Origin of the sequence: Yoonia sp. (assembly GCF_017854565.1) — a bacterium.
GTDB lineage: Bacteria > Pseudomonadota > Alphaproteobacteria > Rhodobacterales > Rhodobacteraceae > Yoonia.
In genome coordinates, this window is record NZ_JAFMHJ010000004.1 from 1 (window position 1) to 17,087 (window position 17,087).

At 60.8% G+C, this 17,087-nt stretch carries 17 protein-coding genes; 11 read left to right on the forward strand and 6 right to left on the reverse strand.

Annotation, left to right across the window (positions count from 1 at the left end):
• Positions 1-67: 67 nt before the first annotated feature.
• The 8 genes from QZ196_RS03165 (at position 68) to QZ196_RS03200 (ending at position 8,615) form a co-directional block, all read left to right on the forward strand.
• Positions 68-1,630 carry a hypothetical protein gene (locus QZ196_RS03165; protein ID WP_296423818.1) on the forward strand — a complete coding sequence of 521 codons (1,563 nt, stop codon included), beginning with the start codon at positions 68-70 and terminating at the stop codon, positions 1,628-1,630.
• A gap of 88 nt (positions 1,631-1,718) precedes the next feature.
• Positions 1,719-4,523 (forward strand): hypothetical protein, encoded by a 2,805-nt coding sequence (locus QZ196_RS03170; RefSeq protein ID WP_296423820.1) that lies wholly within the window; start codon positions 1,719-1,721, stop codon positions 4,521-4,523.
• Between the two features lie 36 nt (positions 4,524-4,559).
• Entirely contained in the window at positions 4,560-4,877 is a 318-nt protein-coding gene (locus QZ196_RS03175) for a hypothetical protein (protein WP_296423823.1), read from the forward strand.
• Positions 4,874-5,689 (forward strand): hypothetical protein, encoded by an 816-nt coding sequence (locus QZ196_RS03180; RefSeq protein ID WP_296423824.1) that lies wholly within the window; start codon positions 4,874-4,876, stop codon positions 5,687-5,689. The genes QZ196_RS03175 and QZ196_RS03180 overlap by 4 nt, the downstream gene beginning before the upstream one ends.
• A gap of 255 nt (positions 5,690-5,944) precedes the next feature.
• The gene (locus tag QZ196_RS03185) at positions 5,945-6,448 is read left to right on the forward strand and encodes a YbjN domain-containing protein (RefSeq protein ID WP_296424038.1); all 504 of its coding nucleotides are present in this window, start codon (positions 5,945-5,947) and stop codon (positions 6,446-6,448) included.
• Positions 6,449-6,524: 76 nt separating this feature from the next.
• The gene (proC, locus tag QZ196_RS03190; RefSeq protein ID WP_296423825.1) at positions 6,525-7,340 is read left to right on the forward strand and encodes a pyrroline-5-carboxylate reductase; all 816 of its coding nucleotides are present in this window, start codon (positions 6,525-6,527) and stop codon (positions 7,338-7,340) included.
• Positions 7,333-7,671 (forward strand): tRNA-binding protein, encoded by a 339-nt coding sequence (locus QZ196_RS03195; protein WP_296423827.1) that lies wholly within the window; start codon positions 7,333-7,335, stop codon positions 7,669-7,671. The genes proC and QZ196_RS03195 overlap by 8 nt, the downstream gene beginning before the upstream one ends.
• The gene (locus tag QZ196_RS03200; RefSeq protein WP_296423828.1) at positions 7,668-8,615 is read left to right on the forward strand and encodes a D-glycerate dehydrogenase; all 948 of its coding nucleotides are present in this window, start codon (positions 7,668-7,670) and stop codon (positions 8,613-8,615) included. Before QZ196_RS03195 ends, QZ196_RS03200 begins: the two co-directional genes overlap by 4 nt.
• Positions 8,616-8,778: 163 nt before the next feature.
• Here the strand turns inward: QZ196_RS03200 and QZ196_RS03205 are convergent, their stop codons facing one another.
• Together QZ196_RS03205 and QZ196_RS03210 are read right to left on the reverse strand one after the other, a co-directional pair.
• A complete protein-coding gene (locus tag QZ196_RS03205; RefSeq protein ID WP_296423830.1) occupies positions 8,779-9,186 on the reverse strand; it encodes a hypothetical protein in 408 nt (135 codons plus the stop codon).
• Positions 9,187-9,189: 3 nt separating this feature from the next.
• Positions 9,190-10,392, reverse strand: coding sequence for a pyridoxal phosphate-dependent aminotransferase (locus tag QZ196_RS03210; RefSeq protein WP_296424039.1), 1,203 nt, complete (start codon positions 10,390-10,392; stop codon positions 9,190-9,192).
• Between the two features lie 81 nt (positions 10,393-10,473).
• Here QZ196_RS03210 and QZ196_RS03215 point away from each other — a divergent pair, with 81 nt between their 5' ends.
• From QZ196_RS03215 to QZ196_RS03225, 3 genes are all read left to right on the forward strand, one after another.
• Positions 10,474-10,866: a helix-turn-helix transcriptional regulator gene (locus QZ196_RS03215; protein WP_296423832.1), complete on the forward strand. Its 393-nt coding sequence runs from the start codon at positions 10,474-10,476 to the stop codon at positions 10,864-10,866.
• A complete protein-coding gene (locus QZ196_RS03220; RefSeq protein ID WP_296423834.1) occupies positions 10,863-11,135 on the forward strand; it encodes a succinate dehydrogenase assembly factor 2 in 273 nt (90 codons plus the stop codon). The genes QZ196_RS03215 and QZ196_RS03220 overlap by 4 nt, the downstream gene beginning before the upstream one ends.
• Before the next feature lie 90 nt (positions 11,136-11,225).
• Complete coding sequence (locus QZ196_RS03225) at positions 11,226-11,747, forward strand: winged helix DNA-binding protein (RefSeq protein ID WP_296423836.1); 522 nt, start codon at positions 11,226-11,228, stop codon at positions 11,745-11,747.
• Between the two features lie 178 nt (positions 11,748-11,925).
• On the opposite strand, the gene QZ196_RS03230 is transcribed toward QZ196_RS03225, so the two are convergent.
• From QZ196_RS03230 to QZ196_RS03245, 4 genes are all read right to left on the reverse strand, one after another.
• Positions 11,926-12,639, reverse strand: coding sequence for a DUF1194 domain-containing protein (locus tag QZ196_RS03230; protein WP_296423838.1), 714 nt, complete (start codon positions 12,637-12,639; stop codon positions 11,926-11,928).
• Positions 12,636-13,340: a DUF1194 domain-containing protein gene (locus QZ196_RS03235; protein ID WP_296424042.1), complete on the reverse strand. Its 705-nt coding sequence runs from the start codon at positions 13,338-13,340 to the stop codon at positions 12,636-12,638. The genes QZ196_RS03230 and QZ196_RS03235 overlap by 4 nt, the downstream gene beginning before the upstream one ends.
• Positions 13,334-13,762 (reverse strand): VOC family protein, encoded by a 429-nt coding sequence (locus QZ196_RS03240; protein ID WP_296423840.1) that lies wholly within the window; start codon positions 13,760-13,762, stop codon positions 13,334-13,336. Before QZ196_RS03240 ends, QZ196_RS03235 begins: the two co-directional genes overlap by 7 nt.
• A gap of 407 nt (positions 13,763-14,169) precedes the next feature.
• Positions 14,170-17,085 (reverse strand): glycosyltransferase, encoded by a 2,916-nt coding sequence (locus QZ196_RS03245; protein WP_296423843.1) that lies wholly within the window; start codon positions 17,083-17,085, stop codon positions 14,170-14,172.
• Between the last annotated feature and the right edge of the window lie 2 nt (positions 17,086-17,087).

The following is a 17,087-nucleotide window of genomic DNA, read 5'->3' on the forward strand; positions in this document are numbered from 1 at the left end:
CACACTGGATTCACTAGATGAATCCCTCACAGAATTTGTGCAACAGAGCCCTTCATCGCCTTACCCTGTGACCGAGGGCGAAATCGACATGGACCTGATTGCAGACTGGCATGACTGGTGCCTGACCAAGGGCCTGAAATACGACCGGGTGCATGATCAGTCCGAAAGTCTGGGTGATATGTTGACGGTGATCTGTGCCGCCGGTCGCGCAACACCACGGCACGACGGGTTGCGTTGGGGCGTTGTTATTGATCGTCCGCAGGATTTGGTGATTGATCACGCGAACCCGCGTAACAGCGCTGAATTTGGTTGGACACGATCATATTTTACGCCGCCCGACGCAATGCGCGTGCGGTTTCTGGATGCGACCAACGACTATCAAGAGGCCGAGCGGGTGATCCCCTGGCCGGGTCACACCGGTGACATCACTTTGACCGAGGCGTTGGAGATGCCCGGCAAGACCGACCCCGATGAAATCTGGCGCGAGACACGCCGCCGCATGTACGAGCTGATCCATCGGCCCGACGCCTTTAGTGTTATTCAGGGCGGGGTTTCGCGGGTGGCGACACGCGGTGATCTGGTGATGGGCAGCTTTGATGTTCTTGAGAATACACAATCGGCAGCACGGGTGCAGGCGGTCACGGGTGATCTGGTCACACTGGACGAAGATATGGTGATCCCGGAAGGCTATGGCATGCGGTTTCGGATATATGCCGACGCCGATGATTTGATTGGAACCTCGCTGGTGCGTGCAATCATGGCCACGACGGAGCCGACACGCAGCCTGCGCTTTGTCATTTCGGGGCCGGTGCCGGACGTTGGTGAAGTGGTTCATATCGGCCCAATTGCAACCGAAAGTCTGGCATTGCGGGTGCGTGGTGTGGAGCCTGCACAGGACTTTGCAGCGCGGCTTCTACTGGTGGCTGCCGCACCACAGATCGACACGCTGACCGACGCCGATCTGCCCCCCGTCTGGGATGGCCGTGTGGGGGCAGAGGTGACGGACATTGCCGGCCCCCCGGCAACGCCACAGGTGCTGGCTGTATCGGCAGGGACGGTTCAGGGCGGCGGGTCAGACACCGTTGAGGTGCTGCTTGCCGGGGGTCTTGGATCAGCCGTATTGGCAACCACGTTTGAGGTTGATCATCGACCGGTTGGTGGCAGTGTCTGGACGACGATTATGGTGCCTGTTGCCGATGGTGGCACAGCAATCACGGGCTATCATCTGAGCGATGATATCGAAATCCGGGGCCGCGCCATGACGGGGATCGTGGCCAGTGCCTATACCGCCGTGATCACCTTTGATATTGCGACCGGCACCAGCACCACGCCGCCAACGGTACCTGACGGCGCCGTGGTTGTGACCGGCTTCGTGGGGAGTGCAGAGGTGGCTATTACTGCGGGGCCGGACACTGCAACTGCGTCGTTCCAAATCTACCGCGTGCCAACGGGGGGCGCCGTTGACCGGGCCGTACATGCGATTGGCAGCCCGGTGGCATCGACGCCATCGATGACGGTCAGCGTGATCAATACGGCCGCTGCCGGTGTCTATGACTACCACGTCGAAGCCCGGACAGTTGCAGGCGAAGCGGGGCCATTGGCGGGGCCGTTTACCGTCACCATTACCTGATCATCCGTCACGCCCCCGCAAGCGCTTGTGGGTTTCTTTGGGGTCACGCGCGCGCGAGAGTGCGGGCAGACCTTTCAGAGGATGTGACATGGCACAAAATGGACAACGCACGACTGACTTTCCCGGCTTTTCGGATCTTGATGCCGTTCTGGGCAACAAGGACGGCACGACGGGGTCGCTGTCGATGGCGGGTCTTGTCGCCGCCGTCAGCGGGCGGCTTGGGCCGGCCTATGCCACGCAGGCGAGCTTGACCGCTGACCTTGGGTGGGCTGCCGGGACGTTGGCCAGCGTGTGGGGCGAGGCGGCGTCGGGTGCCAATGGGGTCTATCAAAAAACGGGTATCAGCGGCGCCGGGGCATGGGTGCGGATCGGTGATTTGCCACTGGCCGCTCTGAGTGCGGCCCTGTTGGCCGAAAAGGCAAGTGCCACCGCCGTGGGCACGCTGGCTGCACAAGTTGCGGCGCTGGCGGCGGGTTTGGCCCCGGCCGGGGCATGGGACGCAACGGCGGGCGCATTTCCAAGTGCGGCCGTGCTGGGCACCTTCTATATCACGCAGGTCGCAGGATCTGTTGACGGCCAAGTTTTTGCCGTCGGTGACTGGCTGATCCCGCTGGCCGATGCTGCATCCACTACGAACTTTGCACCAGGCTGGAGCCGCGCAGATTATTCCAAGGTCGTGGCCGGCGTCTATGCCGATGTTGTGGCGTTTGTAACAACGACCAAACGGTCGGTGCTGGACCTGCTGCAGGATACGGTCCTGACCTATGTTGGCGGTCAGGTCGGGACGGTCGCGGACGGCGATGTGGTGCGGATTGCGGATGGCAGTGCACCCTACGAAGTGGTGCCATCAGACGCGACGCTGTTTGACGCGCAAACCGGTGGCGGCGTGCGCCTGCGCGTGTTGCAGCCGACCGACCCGGTCCCGGCGCGTGGCCTGCGCGCCGCGCTGGACGCATTGGAGCCGCTGAACGCGATCCGCCAAGAGGTCGTGATCGAAAAGCGCCGGACTGATTATGTTGAATTTGCTGTTCTGTCATGTCTGGGCAAAGCTGGCACTGACTGGATCCGGCACTTTTCCAGCACGCGGTTGTTGCCCGGTGCCGCTGGTGCGCCGGATTACACGATTGGGACACTGGCCTTGCTTTACAGTGGTGCGACACGCCCGCTGCTGGGTGCCACGGGCACATCGGGGATCACCGCCGCGACGCCGACGGCAACCGTGCTGGCCGCCGCGGCCACACGTACTGGTACATGGACCGGGCCGGTGACGCAGAATGGGATCGCAGATTGTTACTATACCGACGATGCCGCCAGCTTCACGTCGACCGTGTCCTATACCATCAGCGTGCCCGCTGGCGGGAGAATCACGGTCGAAGCGCCCGCTGTCTATGCGGATGGTGCAACTGCCCGTGTCACGGTGAGAGAGAGTGGCGGTCCTGAGATATACGTGGCTACCGGAGAATACCTCGCGCCCCGCAGGCCTGGTACGGGGGTGGGGTTGCCGACCCCCGCGCAATATATGATCGACTACCGCGACCCTAACGGGGCATTGGGCGTATATCCGGTGGCAACGGTCATCAGCGCCGGGTCCTATAATGTCAAAATCGAGTATTTCACGCCATACGATACAGGGCGCATTTATGACCTGCGCGTGCAGGCGTGGGATCCGATTGCGTTTGATGATGTAGGGGTACACGGCTGGACCGTCACCAATTCCGACCCCGGCCAGACGTCGGACAAAACGCTGACGCCGGGCACGGTGCTGGTTTACGCCGTACCCAATGCTACGGGCATGGAATTCAGTTATTGGCGCGGCACCGGGCGCGGCACAGTCGAATTCTTTGTCTATGATGCGACGGGGGCCGAGATTGCCACATATACCACCAAAACGCTGGATATGAACGGCACCAGTGGTGTGGAGAGCGTGCAGGTGGCGATTGGGTTGCCGCTGGGCGATTATTTTATCCATGTCGCGGTGGTGCCCGGCACCTCGACAACGGCGGGGGTTTATTCCACGGGCATCATCGCGATTGATGAAACCGTCGAGGCGAACCCCGCAGAGGATAATTTCGACATACGTGACATGCCCACGTCGCCGGGCACTGACTTTGGCACACATGTCCTGAGCGGGCCGGGCAATCACTGGTACGCCTCGCGGTGGCGTCCGGCAGACAGTGTGGCATGGCCCGCCGGTGATAACTTTGTCTCCGGCGTGCATGGCGCAGAAACGGCGCTGAGCAATGCCGATCTGATGGTCACGGTCGATGGTGTCGTGGTCGATTGGGACGGTGCGGCACAATACACGCGCTTTACCGGGACGGAAATTGTGCTGGCATACCAAACGACACTGAGCTTTCCGGGGACGGCGACGCCCTTTGCCACGTTGGCGCGCAAGGTGACCTACATTCGCGGTGGCGTGGTGCTGGTCGAGACAACGCGCACGCTGAGCGCTGATGCGATCCTGAGCGATGATTACATCATGATGCTGCAAGCCCCCAATGGCGGCGATACGCGGTCGGCCGGTGTGGGTGGCGGTTTTGCGGATTGGGCGGCAGAGCGCAGCGGCAATTTTGATCTGGGCAATTCTGATGGGCTTGGCACGCCTGACGATCCATGGTCGACCTGCGTTGCCGGCTGGAATGGCAGTTATTGCAACTATGTGGCCCTGCTGAACCCGGCAGAGGTTTTGCGCCAATACCGACCATATCTGACAGGCCGCAACAATGTGCTGTTGCAGGATAATGCGGCACATCTGGCCAAGGCGTACCTGCGTAGCTTTGGCGGGGATCTGGTCACGGATGGGATTGCGCTGCCTGCCGGGCACGTGTCGCGTGTGGTCAAATTGTACCGGACACTGCCCGCACCAGATGCCGGTCTGATCTGTGCCGGATAAACAGAGTGTTTAAGACCCCATTAAACGAGGATTGAAATGACCCCAGCTACCTATGATTTGCCTCGGCAGTATGGCGGCGACACGACGCATCCGGTTCCGTTTGCGTTCAGCATTGATCTGACCGGCATCACTGCAGAATTCGCCCTTTCTCTGAACAAAGAAATGATCATCACCGCCACGATTGGCAATGGTCTGAGCCTGAGTGGAAACACGATTACGCTCGAACCGTTCGTGGCGCCAAACCCGCAACTGAGTTCGGATATCTACCTTTACGACCTGCGCCTGACATTCCCCGACGGGGCGGTGCGCACGTATCTGACCGGGCAGATGCCAGTCCAGAGAAACCGCGCATGACTGACACCACAGCGATCACCGTGACCCAAATCACCGAGACGGTCGCCGTCACCGTCGCACCGGAAACTGACACCGTGACGGTCACGGTCGCAGGTGGCGCGCCGGAGACCGTGGTTGTGACAGTATACGAGGGGGCTGCAGGCGCGGCAGGTCCACAGGGCGATCCCGGCCCATCTGGCCCGATAGGACCAGCCGGACCCACCGGCCCACAGGGGTTGCAAGGCCTGCAAGGCGATGCAGGAGTGATCGGAGAGGCGGGCCCGGCTGGTCCAGCAGGTCAGCAGGGAATCAAGGGCGATCAGGGTGATGTCGGCCCAGCAGCCGACAGCGATGGCGTTTTGGTCGAGGTCAGCGGGCGGTTTTATATGGAGACAAACAACCGCTGGGTGACATTCAACAAGGATTTAGGCATTTCGACGACGAACCAGTTGGACGATGCCGGGACGGGCGTCGACCCAACCTATGACTGGGCGCAGAGCGGGCCATATGTGCGGGCCGGGTCGCAGATAAAATCCTTTTTTGGTCGGATCACCCCGTCGGACAATGAGTTGACGGCTGTCAATCTGCGGCTCTATTTACTGCGCGCCGAACCCGGCGGTGATTGGGGTAGTGGCACGGGTGTCGAAAACCGCGTGCTACTGGCGCAGTTGACCAATTTTCCAATCTCTAAATTCGCATGGCAAACGTTTGATGAGACCATCAATTACACCACGGATCGCCCCGGCGCACTGGTCGTCTATGTCCAGCCGGTAGGCCCGCTCGCGCAGCGCCGGTTCCTCGTTTTCAATTTTGGTGTGATCTTGCAGCCATAATGGCGGCGAAAGAAAAAGCGCTCCGCTGCAACTTTAACTGTTTCGCACTGCAAATTTCACTGTCGCGCTACAGACATATCCCCATGATTTTCCCCTGACGCACGACTTATCCCCAAAAAACTGCTTTACAGATGACCCTGACATCCCGCACCATATGTCGTAGGGGCGGATCGTGAACCATACCGCACCTAGAGCAGGCACCTAGCGCTTGGGCACTGCCATGTCCCCATGCGCCAACGCAGTGAGGCCGAGCATATGGCATTGTCCGAGCAGTACCTTGAGGCTGACGATCTTCATCCCATCGACCTTGTCGAACACATCGCGGAACACCATGCGTGGGAATTTGACCGGATCCACGACGATCAAATCGCAATGGTCGTCGCGGGCCAGTGGCGCAGCTATTCCATCACGCTGGCATGGTCGGCTTTTGATGAAACCCTGCGCCTGATCTGCACCTACGAGATGGAGCCGCCGCCGCACCGTATTCCCGCCCTTTACGAGGCGCTGAACACGATCAATGATCGCTGCTGGGCGGGTTCGTTCACTTGGTGGGAAGAGCAAAAGCTGATGGTCTATCGCTATGGGTTGGTATTGGCAGGCGATCAGGTGGCCGGCCCGGAGCAGGTCGATACGATGATCAGTGCGGCCGTGAACGCGTGCGAACAGTATTATCCGGCGATACAGCTTGTGACATGGGCCGAGCGGACGCCGGCGGATGCCGTGCAGGTGGCAATCGGCGGGGCATACGGGCGCGCGTGAAAATATACCGTAAGGTGGGTTTCAACCCACCCTTCGTTTGCCTAACCTTCTGCGCATAAAACAGGAGGGACACCTTATGGATATGAATGATGTTGCCGCACGGGGCCTTGTCCTTTTGGGCTGTGGCAAAATGGGTTCGGCGATGCTGGCCGGATGGTTGCGCAACGGCTTGCCGCAGCAATCGGTTTGGGTGATTGAACCTTATCCATCGGACTGGCTCAAGGCGCAGGGCGTGCATATCGGCGAAGCTTTGCCCGATGATCCGGCGATTGCACTGATCGCAGTGAAGCCGCAGATGATGGCCGCGGCCCTGCCGGACATGAAGGTTTTGGGGAATGGCCGCACCTTGGTGATTTCCGTCGCGGCGGGCACGCCGATACGGATGTTCGCGCAGATGTTGGGCGATCAAACCCCCATTATCCGCGCCATGCCCAATACGCCCGCAGCGATTGGGCGGGGCATTACCGCATTGATTGGTAATGAAAACACCGACGAAGCCGATTTGGCCTTGGCCGAGGCATTGATGCGCGCGATTGGGCAGACGGTCCGTCTGGACCATGAAGACCAAATGGATGCTGTCACCGCCGTGTCCGGGTCGGGGCCTGCCTATGTGTTTCATCTGATCGAGACCTTGGCCGCGGCGGGCGTCGCAGAGGGTCTGTCCGATGATCTGGCGATGGCGCTGGCCAAGGCCACGGTGGGCGGCGCGGGTGATCTGGCCGAGAACGCAGACGACGATCCGACGCAGCTGCGCAAGAATGTCACATCACCCAATGGCACGACGCAGGCCGCACTTGCGGTGTTGATGGACCCGGAAAACGGGTTTCCGGCCTTGCTGCGACGCGCGGTCGCGGCGGCGGCTGCCCGGTCGCGGGAACTGGCCAATGAGTGAGATTTCATTTGATGATTTTCTGAAGGTCGATGTGCGGGTCGGGGTCGTCTTGCGCGCCGAACCGTTTCCACAGGCGCGCAAGGCTGCGATCAAGCTGTGGATTGATTTCGGTGATGAGATTGGCGAGAAAAAGACATCGGCCCAGATCACCGCGCATTACAGGCCCGAGACGTTGGTGGGCAAGCAGGTGATGGCGGTCGTCAACTTTCCGCCGCGACAGATCGGTAAGTTCATGTCGGAGGTTCTGGTGCTGGGATTGCCGGATGAAAACGGCGAGATTGTGCTGGTCGGGCCGGATCAGACGGTGCCCGTAGGAGGACGTTTGCATTGAAAAAGCTGTTGATTACCAGATTGTTGCCCGATGCGACGCTGGCGGCGGCGCGTGCGCGCTATGACGTGACGTTGCGCGATGCGGCGCAGGGGTTGACCCCAGACGAGGCGGCGGCGGCCTTGCGCGCCTATGATGCGATTCTGCCGACCTTGGGTGACCAATTCGTGAAGGGCGCGTTCGCGGGCGATATCCGCTGTGGCGTGCTGGCCAATTTCGGTGTGGGCTACAACCATATTGACGTGGACGCGGCCAAGATGGCGGGGGTCGTGGTGTCGAACACACCTGATGTTGTGACCGATGCGACCGCTGACATTGGGATGACCCTGATCCTGTCCACCTGTCGCCGCGCAGGCGAGGGCGAGCGGCTGGTGCGTGCAGGCCACTGGACCGGCTGGGCACCGACGCAGATGCTCGGCACCCATGTGACGGGCAAGCGTGTGGGTATTATCGGCATGGGTCGGATCGGGCAGGCGGTCGCGCGGCGGTGCCACTATGGCTTTGATATGCCTGTGATTTATTACAACAGGTCGCCCAAGGATGTGGACGTTCCGGCGCGTCAGGTGGACACGCTCGAGGCGCTGATGGCGCAGTCGGATATTGTGGTGGTGACGGTGCCGGGGGGTGGGAGGAACGCGCATTTGATTGATGCTGGCGCCTTGGCCGCGATGAAGCCTACGGGGATTTTCATCAATATCGCGCGCGGCGATGTGGTGGATGAGGATGCGCTGATCGCGGCCTTGCAGACGGGGCAAATCGCGGGTGCGGGGCTGGATGTATTCGCCAAGGAACCCTTTGTTCCCAAAGCATTGCGCGCGCTGGAAAACGTCGTGCTTTTGCCGCATCTGGGGACGGCGGCGTTGGAAGTGCGCGAAGCGATGGGGCAGATGGCGCTGGATAATATCATCGCATGGGATGAAGGGCGGCCCCCGCCGCAGGCGGTTTAGGGGCCTGTAAGCCCTGCCGGATCGCGTACCGATCCCGTACAGACAGCGTACGTACGGTTGTCTGTCTTTGACGTGTGGCGGGGAAATCCCCGCCCTACGGGTTCTGCCGATTTAGACGACGACGTGTCGGTCCGGGCGATGGGTTTTTTTGCCGCGAATGGCTTTAGGTATCCTGACCGGTCACAAGACGGTCCGCTTTTTTGCGCACCAGCACGGTCCGCAGGTCGTGCATGGCCAGCAAAAGCGGGTCGGTCAGTGCGGCCAGTTGTTCATCCGTGGCCTTGGATTGTGCCCATTGGGTCGTGAGGTTCAGGTGGTCGATGGTGCGGTGAATGTCGTCGATGCTGCGCTGGGCCAGCGTCGCCATGCGGCTGGTAAGCCATGTTTGGATGGCATCGGTGTCGGCGTCGGTCAGGACCTGATCACCGTGGGGTTTGAAATCCCCACGGTTGGTATTGATCAGGGCGATCTGTTCCATCTCGATCCGGCGATGCGGGTTTTGGGTGTCCAGCCGGAACACGATCGCGCCGTTGTCGCGGATACGGAAGTAATATTGCGGCAGGTCGGTCATCGGCTAGGTCAGGCCTTTGCAGAAGTTGATGATTCGGGTGCAGGCCTCTTGCAATGCGGCGTCCGATGTCGCGTAGCTGACCCGGAAGTTGGGAGACAGGCCAAAGGCCGCGCCAAAGACGACGGCAACGCCGGTTTCTTCGAGCAGGGCGGTGGCAAAGGTTTCGTCGTTGTCGATCAGGGTCCCGGCCGCCGAGGTCTTGCCGATGCAGCCCGCGATGGACGGGTAGACATAGAAGGCGCCTTCGGGCTGTGGGCAGATCACGCCCGGCGCCTCGTTCAGCAGGCCGACCACCAGATCGCGGCGACGTTCGAACAGTGCGTTGTTGGGCGCCAGAAAATCCTGAGTGCCGTTCAGCGCCTCGACGGCGGCATATTGGCTGACCGAGCAGGGGTTGGAGGTGGACTGTGACTGGACCTTGCGGATCGCCTTGATCAGCATTTCAGGCCCGGCGGCATAGCCGATCCGCCAGCCCGTCATGGCATAGGCCTTGGACACACCGTTGACGGTGAGGGTGCGGTCATAAAGGGCGGGTTCGACCTGTGCGGGGGTGCAGAATTTGAAGTTTCCGTAGGCCAGATGTTCGTACATGTCATCGGTCATGACCCAGACGTGGGGATGGCGCAGCAGCACATCGGTCAGGGCCTTCAGCTCGTCCCAGCTATAGCCGGCCCCGGTGGGGTTGGACGGAGAGTTGAACAGGAACCATTTGGTCCTTGACGTGATCGCGGCCTCGAGCTGGGCGGCGGTGATTTTGAAGTTGGCCGCGAGCGTGGCTTCGATGATGACGGGTTCGCCACCGGCGAGCAGGACCATATCGGGGTAGCTGACCCAGTAGGGGGCGGGAATGATCACCTCGTCTCCGGGGTTCAGGGTGGCCATGAAGGCGTTATACAGGACCTGTTTGCCGCCCGTGCCGACGGTGACCTGAGCCTCGGTGTAGGTCAGCGCGTTGTCGCGGGCGAATTTGGCGCAGATCGCCTGTTTCAGCTCTGGGATACCATCGACGGCGGTGTATTTGGTCTTGCCTGCGGCGATGGCGGCGACGGCGGCGTCTTTGATGTTCTGGGGGGTGTCGAAATCCGGCTCTCCTGCGCCGAGGCCGATGATGTCACGCCCGGCGGCCTTGAGTTCGGCGGCTTTGGTGGTCACGGCGATCGTGGGAGATGGTTTGACGCGGTCGAGTGTCGCAGAGAGAAAAGTCATGTCAGTGATCCGGTGGTAAAAGGGTGCCTGATATGACATAGGATGCAGGCACGACAGATGGCAAGCGGCAAGGATGACGTAATGACAGACGATGCAGGTTGGTTCAGTGAAGATGCAGCAACATTTGGGGACCGGCTGGCCGGTGCGCGCGAGGGTGCGGGGCTGACCCAAGAGCTGTTGGCGCAAAAGCTGGGTGTGAAGGCGGCGACGCTGGCCGCATGGGAAAACGATATCAAAGAGCCGCGCGCGAACCGGTTGCAGATGTTGGCGGGGATGTTGGGCGTCTCGCTGAGTTGGCTGTTGACGGGCGCGGGCGACGGGCCTGATGCGCCTGCCGATGCTGCACCGATGTCCGATGATGTGTTGGCGCTGTTGACCGAGTTGCGCGCGCTGCGCGGGCAAATCACGCGGTCGGGTGAAAAACTGGGGCAGTTGGAAAAGCGGCTGCGGGCTGCGCTGAAGGAAAACATATGACGGAAACGCCGGACGCACGGGTCAAGCGGCTGCACATGCGGTCGATGCGGCGCGGCATCAAGGAGATGGACCTGATCCTGTCGGCCTTTGCCGGGGCGCATCTGGCGCAGATGTCGGATGCGATGCTGACGCTTTATGATGCGCTGTTGGCCGAGAATGATCATGATATTTACGGCTGGGTGAATGGCCAGTTTGCAGTGCCTGCCCCCTATGCCGATCTGGTCGCACAGATTGCGGCCGGCGCCCATGGCGTCACCCGCCCAGCGTGATTTGCGGCCAAATACGTTAAATTTTATCGTTTAACTGATTTTTCTTTGTTTCGTCTTATGCCGATTGTGGGCAGAAGACGGAGTAAGAAAATGAGTATTCACACTGATCTGGACGTCACCAGAAAAGATGGCATGTCAGCGGCGCGCAGTGCGGCGTTCATGGCATCGTATTTGGATGCGCTGACCTTGGTAGAGCGGCTGCACCGGCTGTTGCTGGATGTGATCAAAGACGAATTCGAGCGGGTCGGCGTGTTGGAGATCAACGCGGTTCAGGCGCTGTTGCTGTTCAATGTCGGTGACAATGAGGTGACGGCCGGTGAGCTGAAAACGCGCGGCTATTATCAGGGATCGAACGTGTCCTATAATCTGAAGAAGCTGGTCGACATGGGCTATATGCATCACGAACGCAGCGAGATTGATCGCCGGTCCGTGCGGGTGCGCCTGACCGAAAAAGGCCGTGGGGTGCGCGTGGTCGTGTCCAAGCTGTTCGCCGCCCATTCCGAGGGGCTGGTGGATCGCGGGGTGCTGGATCAGACCGGGATCGAGGATATCGCCACGGCATTGCGCCGGGTGGAAAGATATTGGACGGAGCAGATCCGCTATATCTATTGACGCATTTCGGTGCGGCAACTTGTGTGTAACGAGGGATTTGTTCGGCGATCTGGTGCCGCGGGGTGCCAGCCCGGGTTCAAGTATTTTGAACGGGGTTTCCGGCATCGGACTGCTGCGGGGCATGGCGGCGCGGACTGGCTGTACGCATCGGGGCGGTCTGGGCGGATGCGTGGTGCCATTACTGCGGGGGTGCTGCGTGGCCGATGGCGATGCTTTGCAGTTCGCGCAGCAGTTTGCGTTCCATGGCCGCCGCGTAGTCATCAAACCCAAGCGCCGATTCGACAAAGGCACCGGGCCCGCGCAGCACGTAATTGCGGTAGTAGGACGACAGCGCCTTGATGTCGGCCACGCGTTCATCGTCGCCGCGCTGGTCCCCGGATCCGATGACCAACCCGTTGACGATCACGCCGCCGGGCAGCAGATCGTGACCGATGTCCTGCGGGCGCGGGCCGGTGTTGGCGGGGCCGTCGCCGGCCAGATCAAGGGTGCGTTTCCAACAGTCGGTTTGATCCGCCAGAAGCGCAAAACCAGCCAGCATCGCGGACCCGATGGCGGTGGTCGGCGCGGCGCGACCCCTTTGGTGCGCGCGCAGGGTGGTGGTGGCGCGGGCCAGATCATCAGGGGCGGTCAGGGGGGTCCATGGCAGGATAATGGACTGGTCCTCGGGGCCGCTCCATTCATAGACGGTGATGCGGATGGGGGCGTCGGGCTGGGCGAAAAGCACCTGTTGCACCGCGTCGCTGGTCAGGGCCGCCGCCAGCCCATCAAGCTGGAGGCGGTATTCGGCGGCATCGACCGACCCAGATACATCAAGCCCAAGGGCAAGGGCCTGCCGACACCCCGCTGCGGCGCCCTGTGGAAGCAGGGCGCATAGGATCAGGGCGCGGATCATCCGTTGGGGTCCGGTGGCATATGGGTTTGGCCGATGATCTGCGCCGACAGTTCGCGGATCAGTTTGCGCCGCATCGCGGCTTCGTAATCGGTGAAACCATTGGTGATTTCGATGAACGCACCGGGCCCTTTGATCACCTGATCGCGGTAAAAGGGGATCAGTTCGGTCTCGGCTTCGAATTCGGCGGCGTTGATGACCAGACCGTTGACGGTCACGTGGTCCAGCGGGAAGGCGGCGTAAGCGTCGGCGGGGCCGAAGCCATCGTTGTTTTCGCCATCGCCTGCCATGTCGATCGTGTGGAACAGGCAGGCGGGCGCGTCGCGCAGGCGTGTCGCGGCGTGCCCCAATGCGTGCCCCATGGCGGTAGGAAAGTCGTTGTGGCTGCGTTTGCTGGTCGCGATGGTTTCGGCGACCCCCAGCAGATCGGCAGGGCCGCTGATCAGGGTCCAGTCAATCAGGTCCTGCTGGTTGTAGCGCCCGCTCCATTCAAAGACGAACAGCGCAACGGGATCGGGGCTGGCGAAAAATGCGGCCTGCACATCGGGGGCGATCAGCGCCGCCGCAAGGCCGCCGCGCTGCAGCATGTCTTCGTCGGCATCAACCGACGATGACACATCCATTGCCAAGACAAGCGCCAGGCGGCAGGCGTGGCCCGGACCCGCCGCAAGGCAAAGCCCGGTGATGAGGGCGCCCCTTACCAATGGCCGGTGTTTTGCATGCTGGCCCAAGGTTCGGCAGGGGGCAGGTTGTCACCTTCCTGCAAAAGCTCGATCGAGATGTTGTCGGGTGAGCGCACGAAAGCCATATGACCGTCGCGCGGGGGCCGGTTGATGGTCACGCCGTTATCCATAAGGTGCTGGCATAGTTCATAAATATTCGACGTGCGGTAGGCGAGGTGGCCAAAGTGCCGCCCATCGGACGGCAGCCCGTCGTCGCCGTCCCAGTTGTAGGTCAGTTCAACGGGGCATTCCTCTTGTCCGGGAGGGGCCATGAAAACCAGCGTGAACCGCCCGCCGTCGTTGTCGTAGCGGCGGGTTTCCCTGAGGCCGAGCAGTTCGTAAAAGGCCATGGATTTTTCGAGATCTTTGACGCGCACCATAGTGTGCAGATATTTGAGCGACATATCACGGTTCCTTTGCAAGTTGCATTGGTCCCGAGCTTAACGGGTGTCCTGCGGCTATGAAATGCGAAACTGCCCTGCGGTGCGCCCGATCCGTCAGCCGGCCCACAGGCGATGACGTCCGAGACCGGTAGCCGGACGGGCATTTTGTGGCCGCCGCGCGCTGTCGGGAATTGGCCGCAACATATGCGTTGCCGGGGGGCCGATCACCGGCACACATCTGGGGGGCAGCAATTGTACCGGTATCACGGTCAAGGCGACCAATCCCGATGTGAGCGCGGTGACGGCTACGGCAACGTCCGCCGATGGTTGACCGCTGAGGGGCTATACCTTCTTTACGTGGATACAACGACGTAAGGCATTTTGCGCGGCCCCGGCCCTGGGGGGGGCATTTTTGCAGCTGCGCGATGTCAGGGTGTGCGGCTGTGAAGCTCCATCGTGACGGTTCCGGTCCGGTTGAGTTTGTTCCATTGGCTTGTGCCACCCACAAGGGCGCGGAAGATGGCGCGCATGGAGGAGATATAAAGCAACTGGCGAAAGCCAAAGCGCAACAGCGGGATATAGAGCAGCAAGCGCCACTCCCATTTCTTTTCGAAATAGAAGACCGACAGCAGGTTGAACACGTCGACAAGTGTCAGCGCCAGATATGTGGCAATTGCGATGGTTGAAAGATTGCCAATCACCGCCGTGCCGTTCATCAGCAAGTCCGATCCAAACTGGAACAGCGTGATCACCAGAATGATGTCGATCACGGGATAAAGCAGACTGCCGATCAGTTGCAGCAACAGCGCATCGGTGATCGACACAAGCCCCACCACCTTGCCCTCGAGTACGGAGCGCCGATGCTTCCAGGCGACCTGCAACATGCCATATGACCACCTGAACCGTTGTTTCATCAGATCTTTGAGCGTTTCCGGGGCTTCGGTATAGGACCGCGCATCTTCTTGATACATGACCTTGTAACCGGCGCGGTGGATCGCGACGGTCAAATCGGCATCTTCGGTAATCGTCTCGCCTGAAACGTAGTTCGCTTTTTCGACAGCCGCTCTGCGCCATGCGCCGATGGCACCGGGCACCACCAGAATGCCGCCGAACGTCTCGTAGGCGCGGCGCACGAGAATCTGACTGATCTTGTATTCAATGGCCTGAAGAACGGTCAGTACATTGCCCGCATTGCCCACTTCGACCGTGCCCGCAACCGCGCCGACGCGTGGGTCCTGAAACGGTTGCACAATCATGCTGATGGCATCGGGATGCAAAAGCGTGTCAGCATCGACAATGATAAAGATCGGCGCTGACGACCGGGAAATCGCGAGGTCTTCGGCGTGCCATTTCCCGTGGTTTTCCTCGCGCAGGAGATTTACCTTTTCGTGGTGTTTCTGGAGGGTCTCTATGATCGCGACCGTATTGTCGGTCGATCCATCATCGACGACGGTGATTTCGAAGTTATCATAGTGTGACGCAAGGATGGATGTGATCGTCCGCGCGATCACCTTTTCTTCGTTATAGGCAGGCACGATGATGTTCACCGCTGGCCGGAAGGCGGGGTCAATCCCGGTCCGTGGCCGACGCAAGAGCGCCAGCACGAGGTAAATCGGCGCGCGGATCGTCACGATCAATGCCAGCAGCAGGATGTAGCCCTGCACGCCGATCCATGACAGCCCCAGAAACCCATAGGTAAAACGGTCGCGGGCGGGCGGCAGCGTGTTGGCGGGGGGCATGATCGTGACTGTGTCAAGACCGCCGATTTCGCGCACCGAACGAAAGGCAAATCCATCCCTGTCCAACGCCGCAAGAATGGTGGGGAGTGCCGCGACGACATCGGCGGCATTCTGGGGCGAGAAATCAAAGCTGAGAATATTGATATCGCGCGCAAGTGCCGCAGCCCTGACGTCCGACACCAGCCGCGTCGTGTCGATTTTGCCGAACGCCGCGGGAAGGCTGGCAAAGACCGGAATATATCCGCGCGCCAGAAGCGATTTCAACTGGTTCAATTCTGTCTCGCGCACGGGCAGCGGCCCGTTCAACGCAGGCGTACGGACGAGAATTGCCCCTATCCCCAGTTCTCCGGCCAGAATGCTTTGGGCCATGTTGTCGGTAATGCGCGACCAGATTTGCGTCGGCCACGATCTGCTTGTCTGCTGGGGTGAGGTTGTCCCGATCTGGTGGCCATGCGCCAGCACCTGTGCAAGCTGATCACGCGACAAAAGCAAATCAGACGCGCTGGCAAAGAAGGTCGTTTCGATGCCGTAGTCCGCGAGCAAGGTGAAAAGCTTTTGGGTGCTGGTCCTGTCGCCCAGACCGTTAAAGCTGAGAGCCAATGTTCCCGGACCGCCTGCGCCGAAGAAGGAAAAGGTCACCGGCTGCGGGATGCTTTGATACGTCTGGCCAACGATCCGGCCATCGCGCGCGTCGCGGTCTGTCTGTCTTAGCCCATCGGTCTGCGGGGCGGTCAGACGCGCAAAAGGGCCGTTGCCCGAGACGATCAGTTGATTGTCAAAGCGCAGCGGCCCGTCGATACCTGAATTGCCAGCGCGTGACTGATCCGCCGCGGTCAACTGGGTCCAGATTGACGGGTCTTCGTAACCCAGCGGCCAGACCGCCACCTGCTGTCCCGCGACCGCCAATGCGCGCTGACTGGCAAAGGAGATACCATCGAGCAACCAGATCTGGTTGATCCGCCTGCTTGCATCCAGATAGCGGATGTTGGTGTTTCCGGCGTCTGGCTGAAAGGTTATCGCACCCTGATGGATTGCGGCACGCTGCATCGCCATCGCGAAGGGGATACGCTCTGACTGGCGCTGGCCGCTGCGCCATGCCGTGCCAAACCCCCCGATTGCGAGGATGCTTTTTTCGGCGGGGACGAGGGCATTGAACCGTGGGATGTCATTTTCGGATCGGGTTTGCGAGGCTGTTGGCGAGGTTGGCCCGGGTTGCGGGTCGAACGTTATGGCGACGGCCCGATCGACGTCTTGCACCAAGGCCGCGTCCGTCCAAAATGCCGCGCCCGCTGTGCCGATAAGGCAGGTTTCCAGCCCCGACCCGGTCAATCCGGCCCGAAGGGCGTTCAGCACGCGGCGCAGGACAACATGTGGCGTATTGGGATAGTCCGTGAGGTCCAGACAGACCCCGCCATCGCGGACCGGTGGCGCAAGGGTTTGCAGGCTTTGCAGAAAAGGCTGGCTGGCCAGTATCGTTTCAACCGTATCGCGGCCCAATCCTGCCGAGGGGCGAATGATCGGATAGCCTGCGGGGACTCTTTGCCACAAGAACGGGTCGCGGAGGTCATCCAGCGGAAAGGCCCCGGCATCGCTGCCGCGCAGCATGA

What these genes read in the sequence shown, in the direction of transcription:
- QZ196_RS03170 (WP_296423820.1), top strand. Translation starts at nt 1,719, where the DNA reads ATGGCACAAAATGGACAACGCACGACTGACTTTCCCGGCTTTTCGGAT.
- QZ196_RS03175 (WP_296423823.1), top strand. Translation starts at nt 4,560, where the DNA reads ATGACCCCAGCTACCTATGATTTGCCTCGGCAGTATGGCGGCGACACG.
- QZ196_RS03180 (WP_296423824.1), top strand. Translation starts at nt 4,874, where the DNA reads ATGACTGACACCACAGCGATCACCGTGACCCAAATCACCGAGACGGTC.
- QZ196_RS03185 (WP_296424038.1), top strand. Translation starts at nt 5,945, where the DNA reads ATGGCATTGTCCGAGCAGTACCTTGAGGCTGACGATCTTCATCCCATC.
- proC (WP_296423825.1), top strand. Translation starts at nt 6,525, where the DNA reads ATGGATATGAATGATGTTGCCGCACGGGGCCTTGTCCTTTTGGGCTGT.
- QZ196_RS03195 (WP_296423827.1), top strand. Translation starts at nt 7,333, where the DNA reads ATGAGTGAGATTTCATTTGATGATTTTCTGAAGGTCGATGTGCGGGTC.
- QZ196_RS03205 (WP_296423830.1), bottom strand. Translation starts at nt 9,186, where the DNA reads ATGACCGACCTGCCGCAATATTACTTCCGTATCCGCGACAACGGCGCG.
- QZ196_RS03210 (WP_296424039.1), bottom strand. Translation starts at nt 10,392, where the DNA reads ATGACTTTTCTCTCTGCGACACTCGACCGCGTCAAACCATCTCCCACG.
- QZ196_RS03215 (WP_296423832.1), top strand. Translation starts at nt 10,474, where the DNA reads ATGACAGACGATGCAGGTTGGTTCAGTGAAGATGCAGCAACATTTGGG.
- QZ196_RS03220 (WP_296423834.1), top strand. Translation starts at nt 10,863, where the DNA reads ATGACGGAAACGCCGGACGCACGGGTCAAGCGGCTGCACATGCGGTCG.
- QZ196_RS03225 (WP_296423836.1), top strand. Translation starts at nt 11,226, where the DNA reads ATGAGTATTCACACTGATCTGGACGTCACCAGAAAAGATGGCATGTCA.
- QZ196_RS03230 (WP_296423838.1), bottom strand. Translation starts at nt 12,639, where the DNA reads ATGATCCGCGCCCTGATCCTATGCGCCCTGCTTCCACAGGGCGCCGCA.
- QZ196_RS03240 (WP_296423840.1), bottom strand. Translation starts at nt 13,762, where the DNA reads ATGTCGCTCAAATATCTGCACACTATGGTGCGCGTCAAAGATCTCGAA.
- QZ196_RS03245 (WP_296423843.1), bottom strand. Translation starts at nt 17,085, where the DNA reads ATGCTGCGCGGCAGCGATGCCGGGGCCTTTCCGCTGGATGACCTCCGC.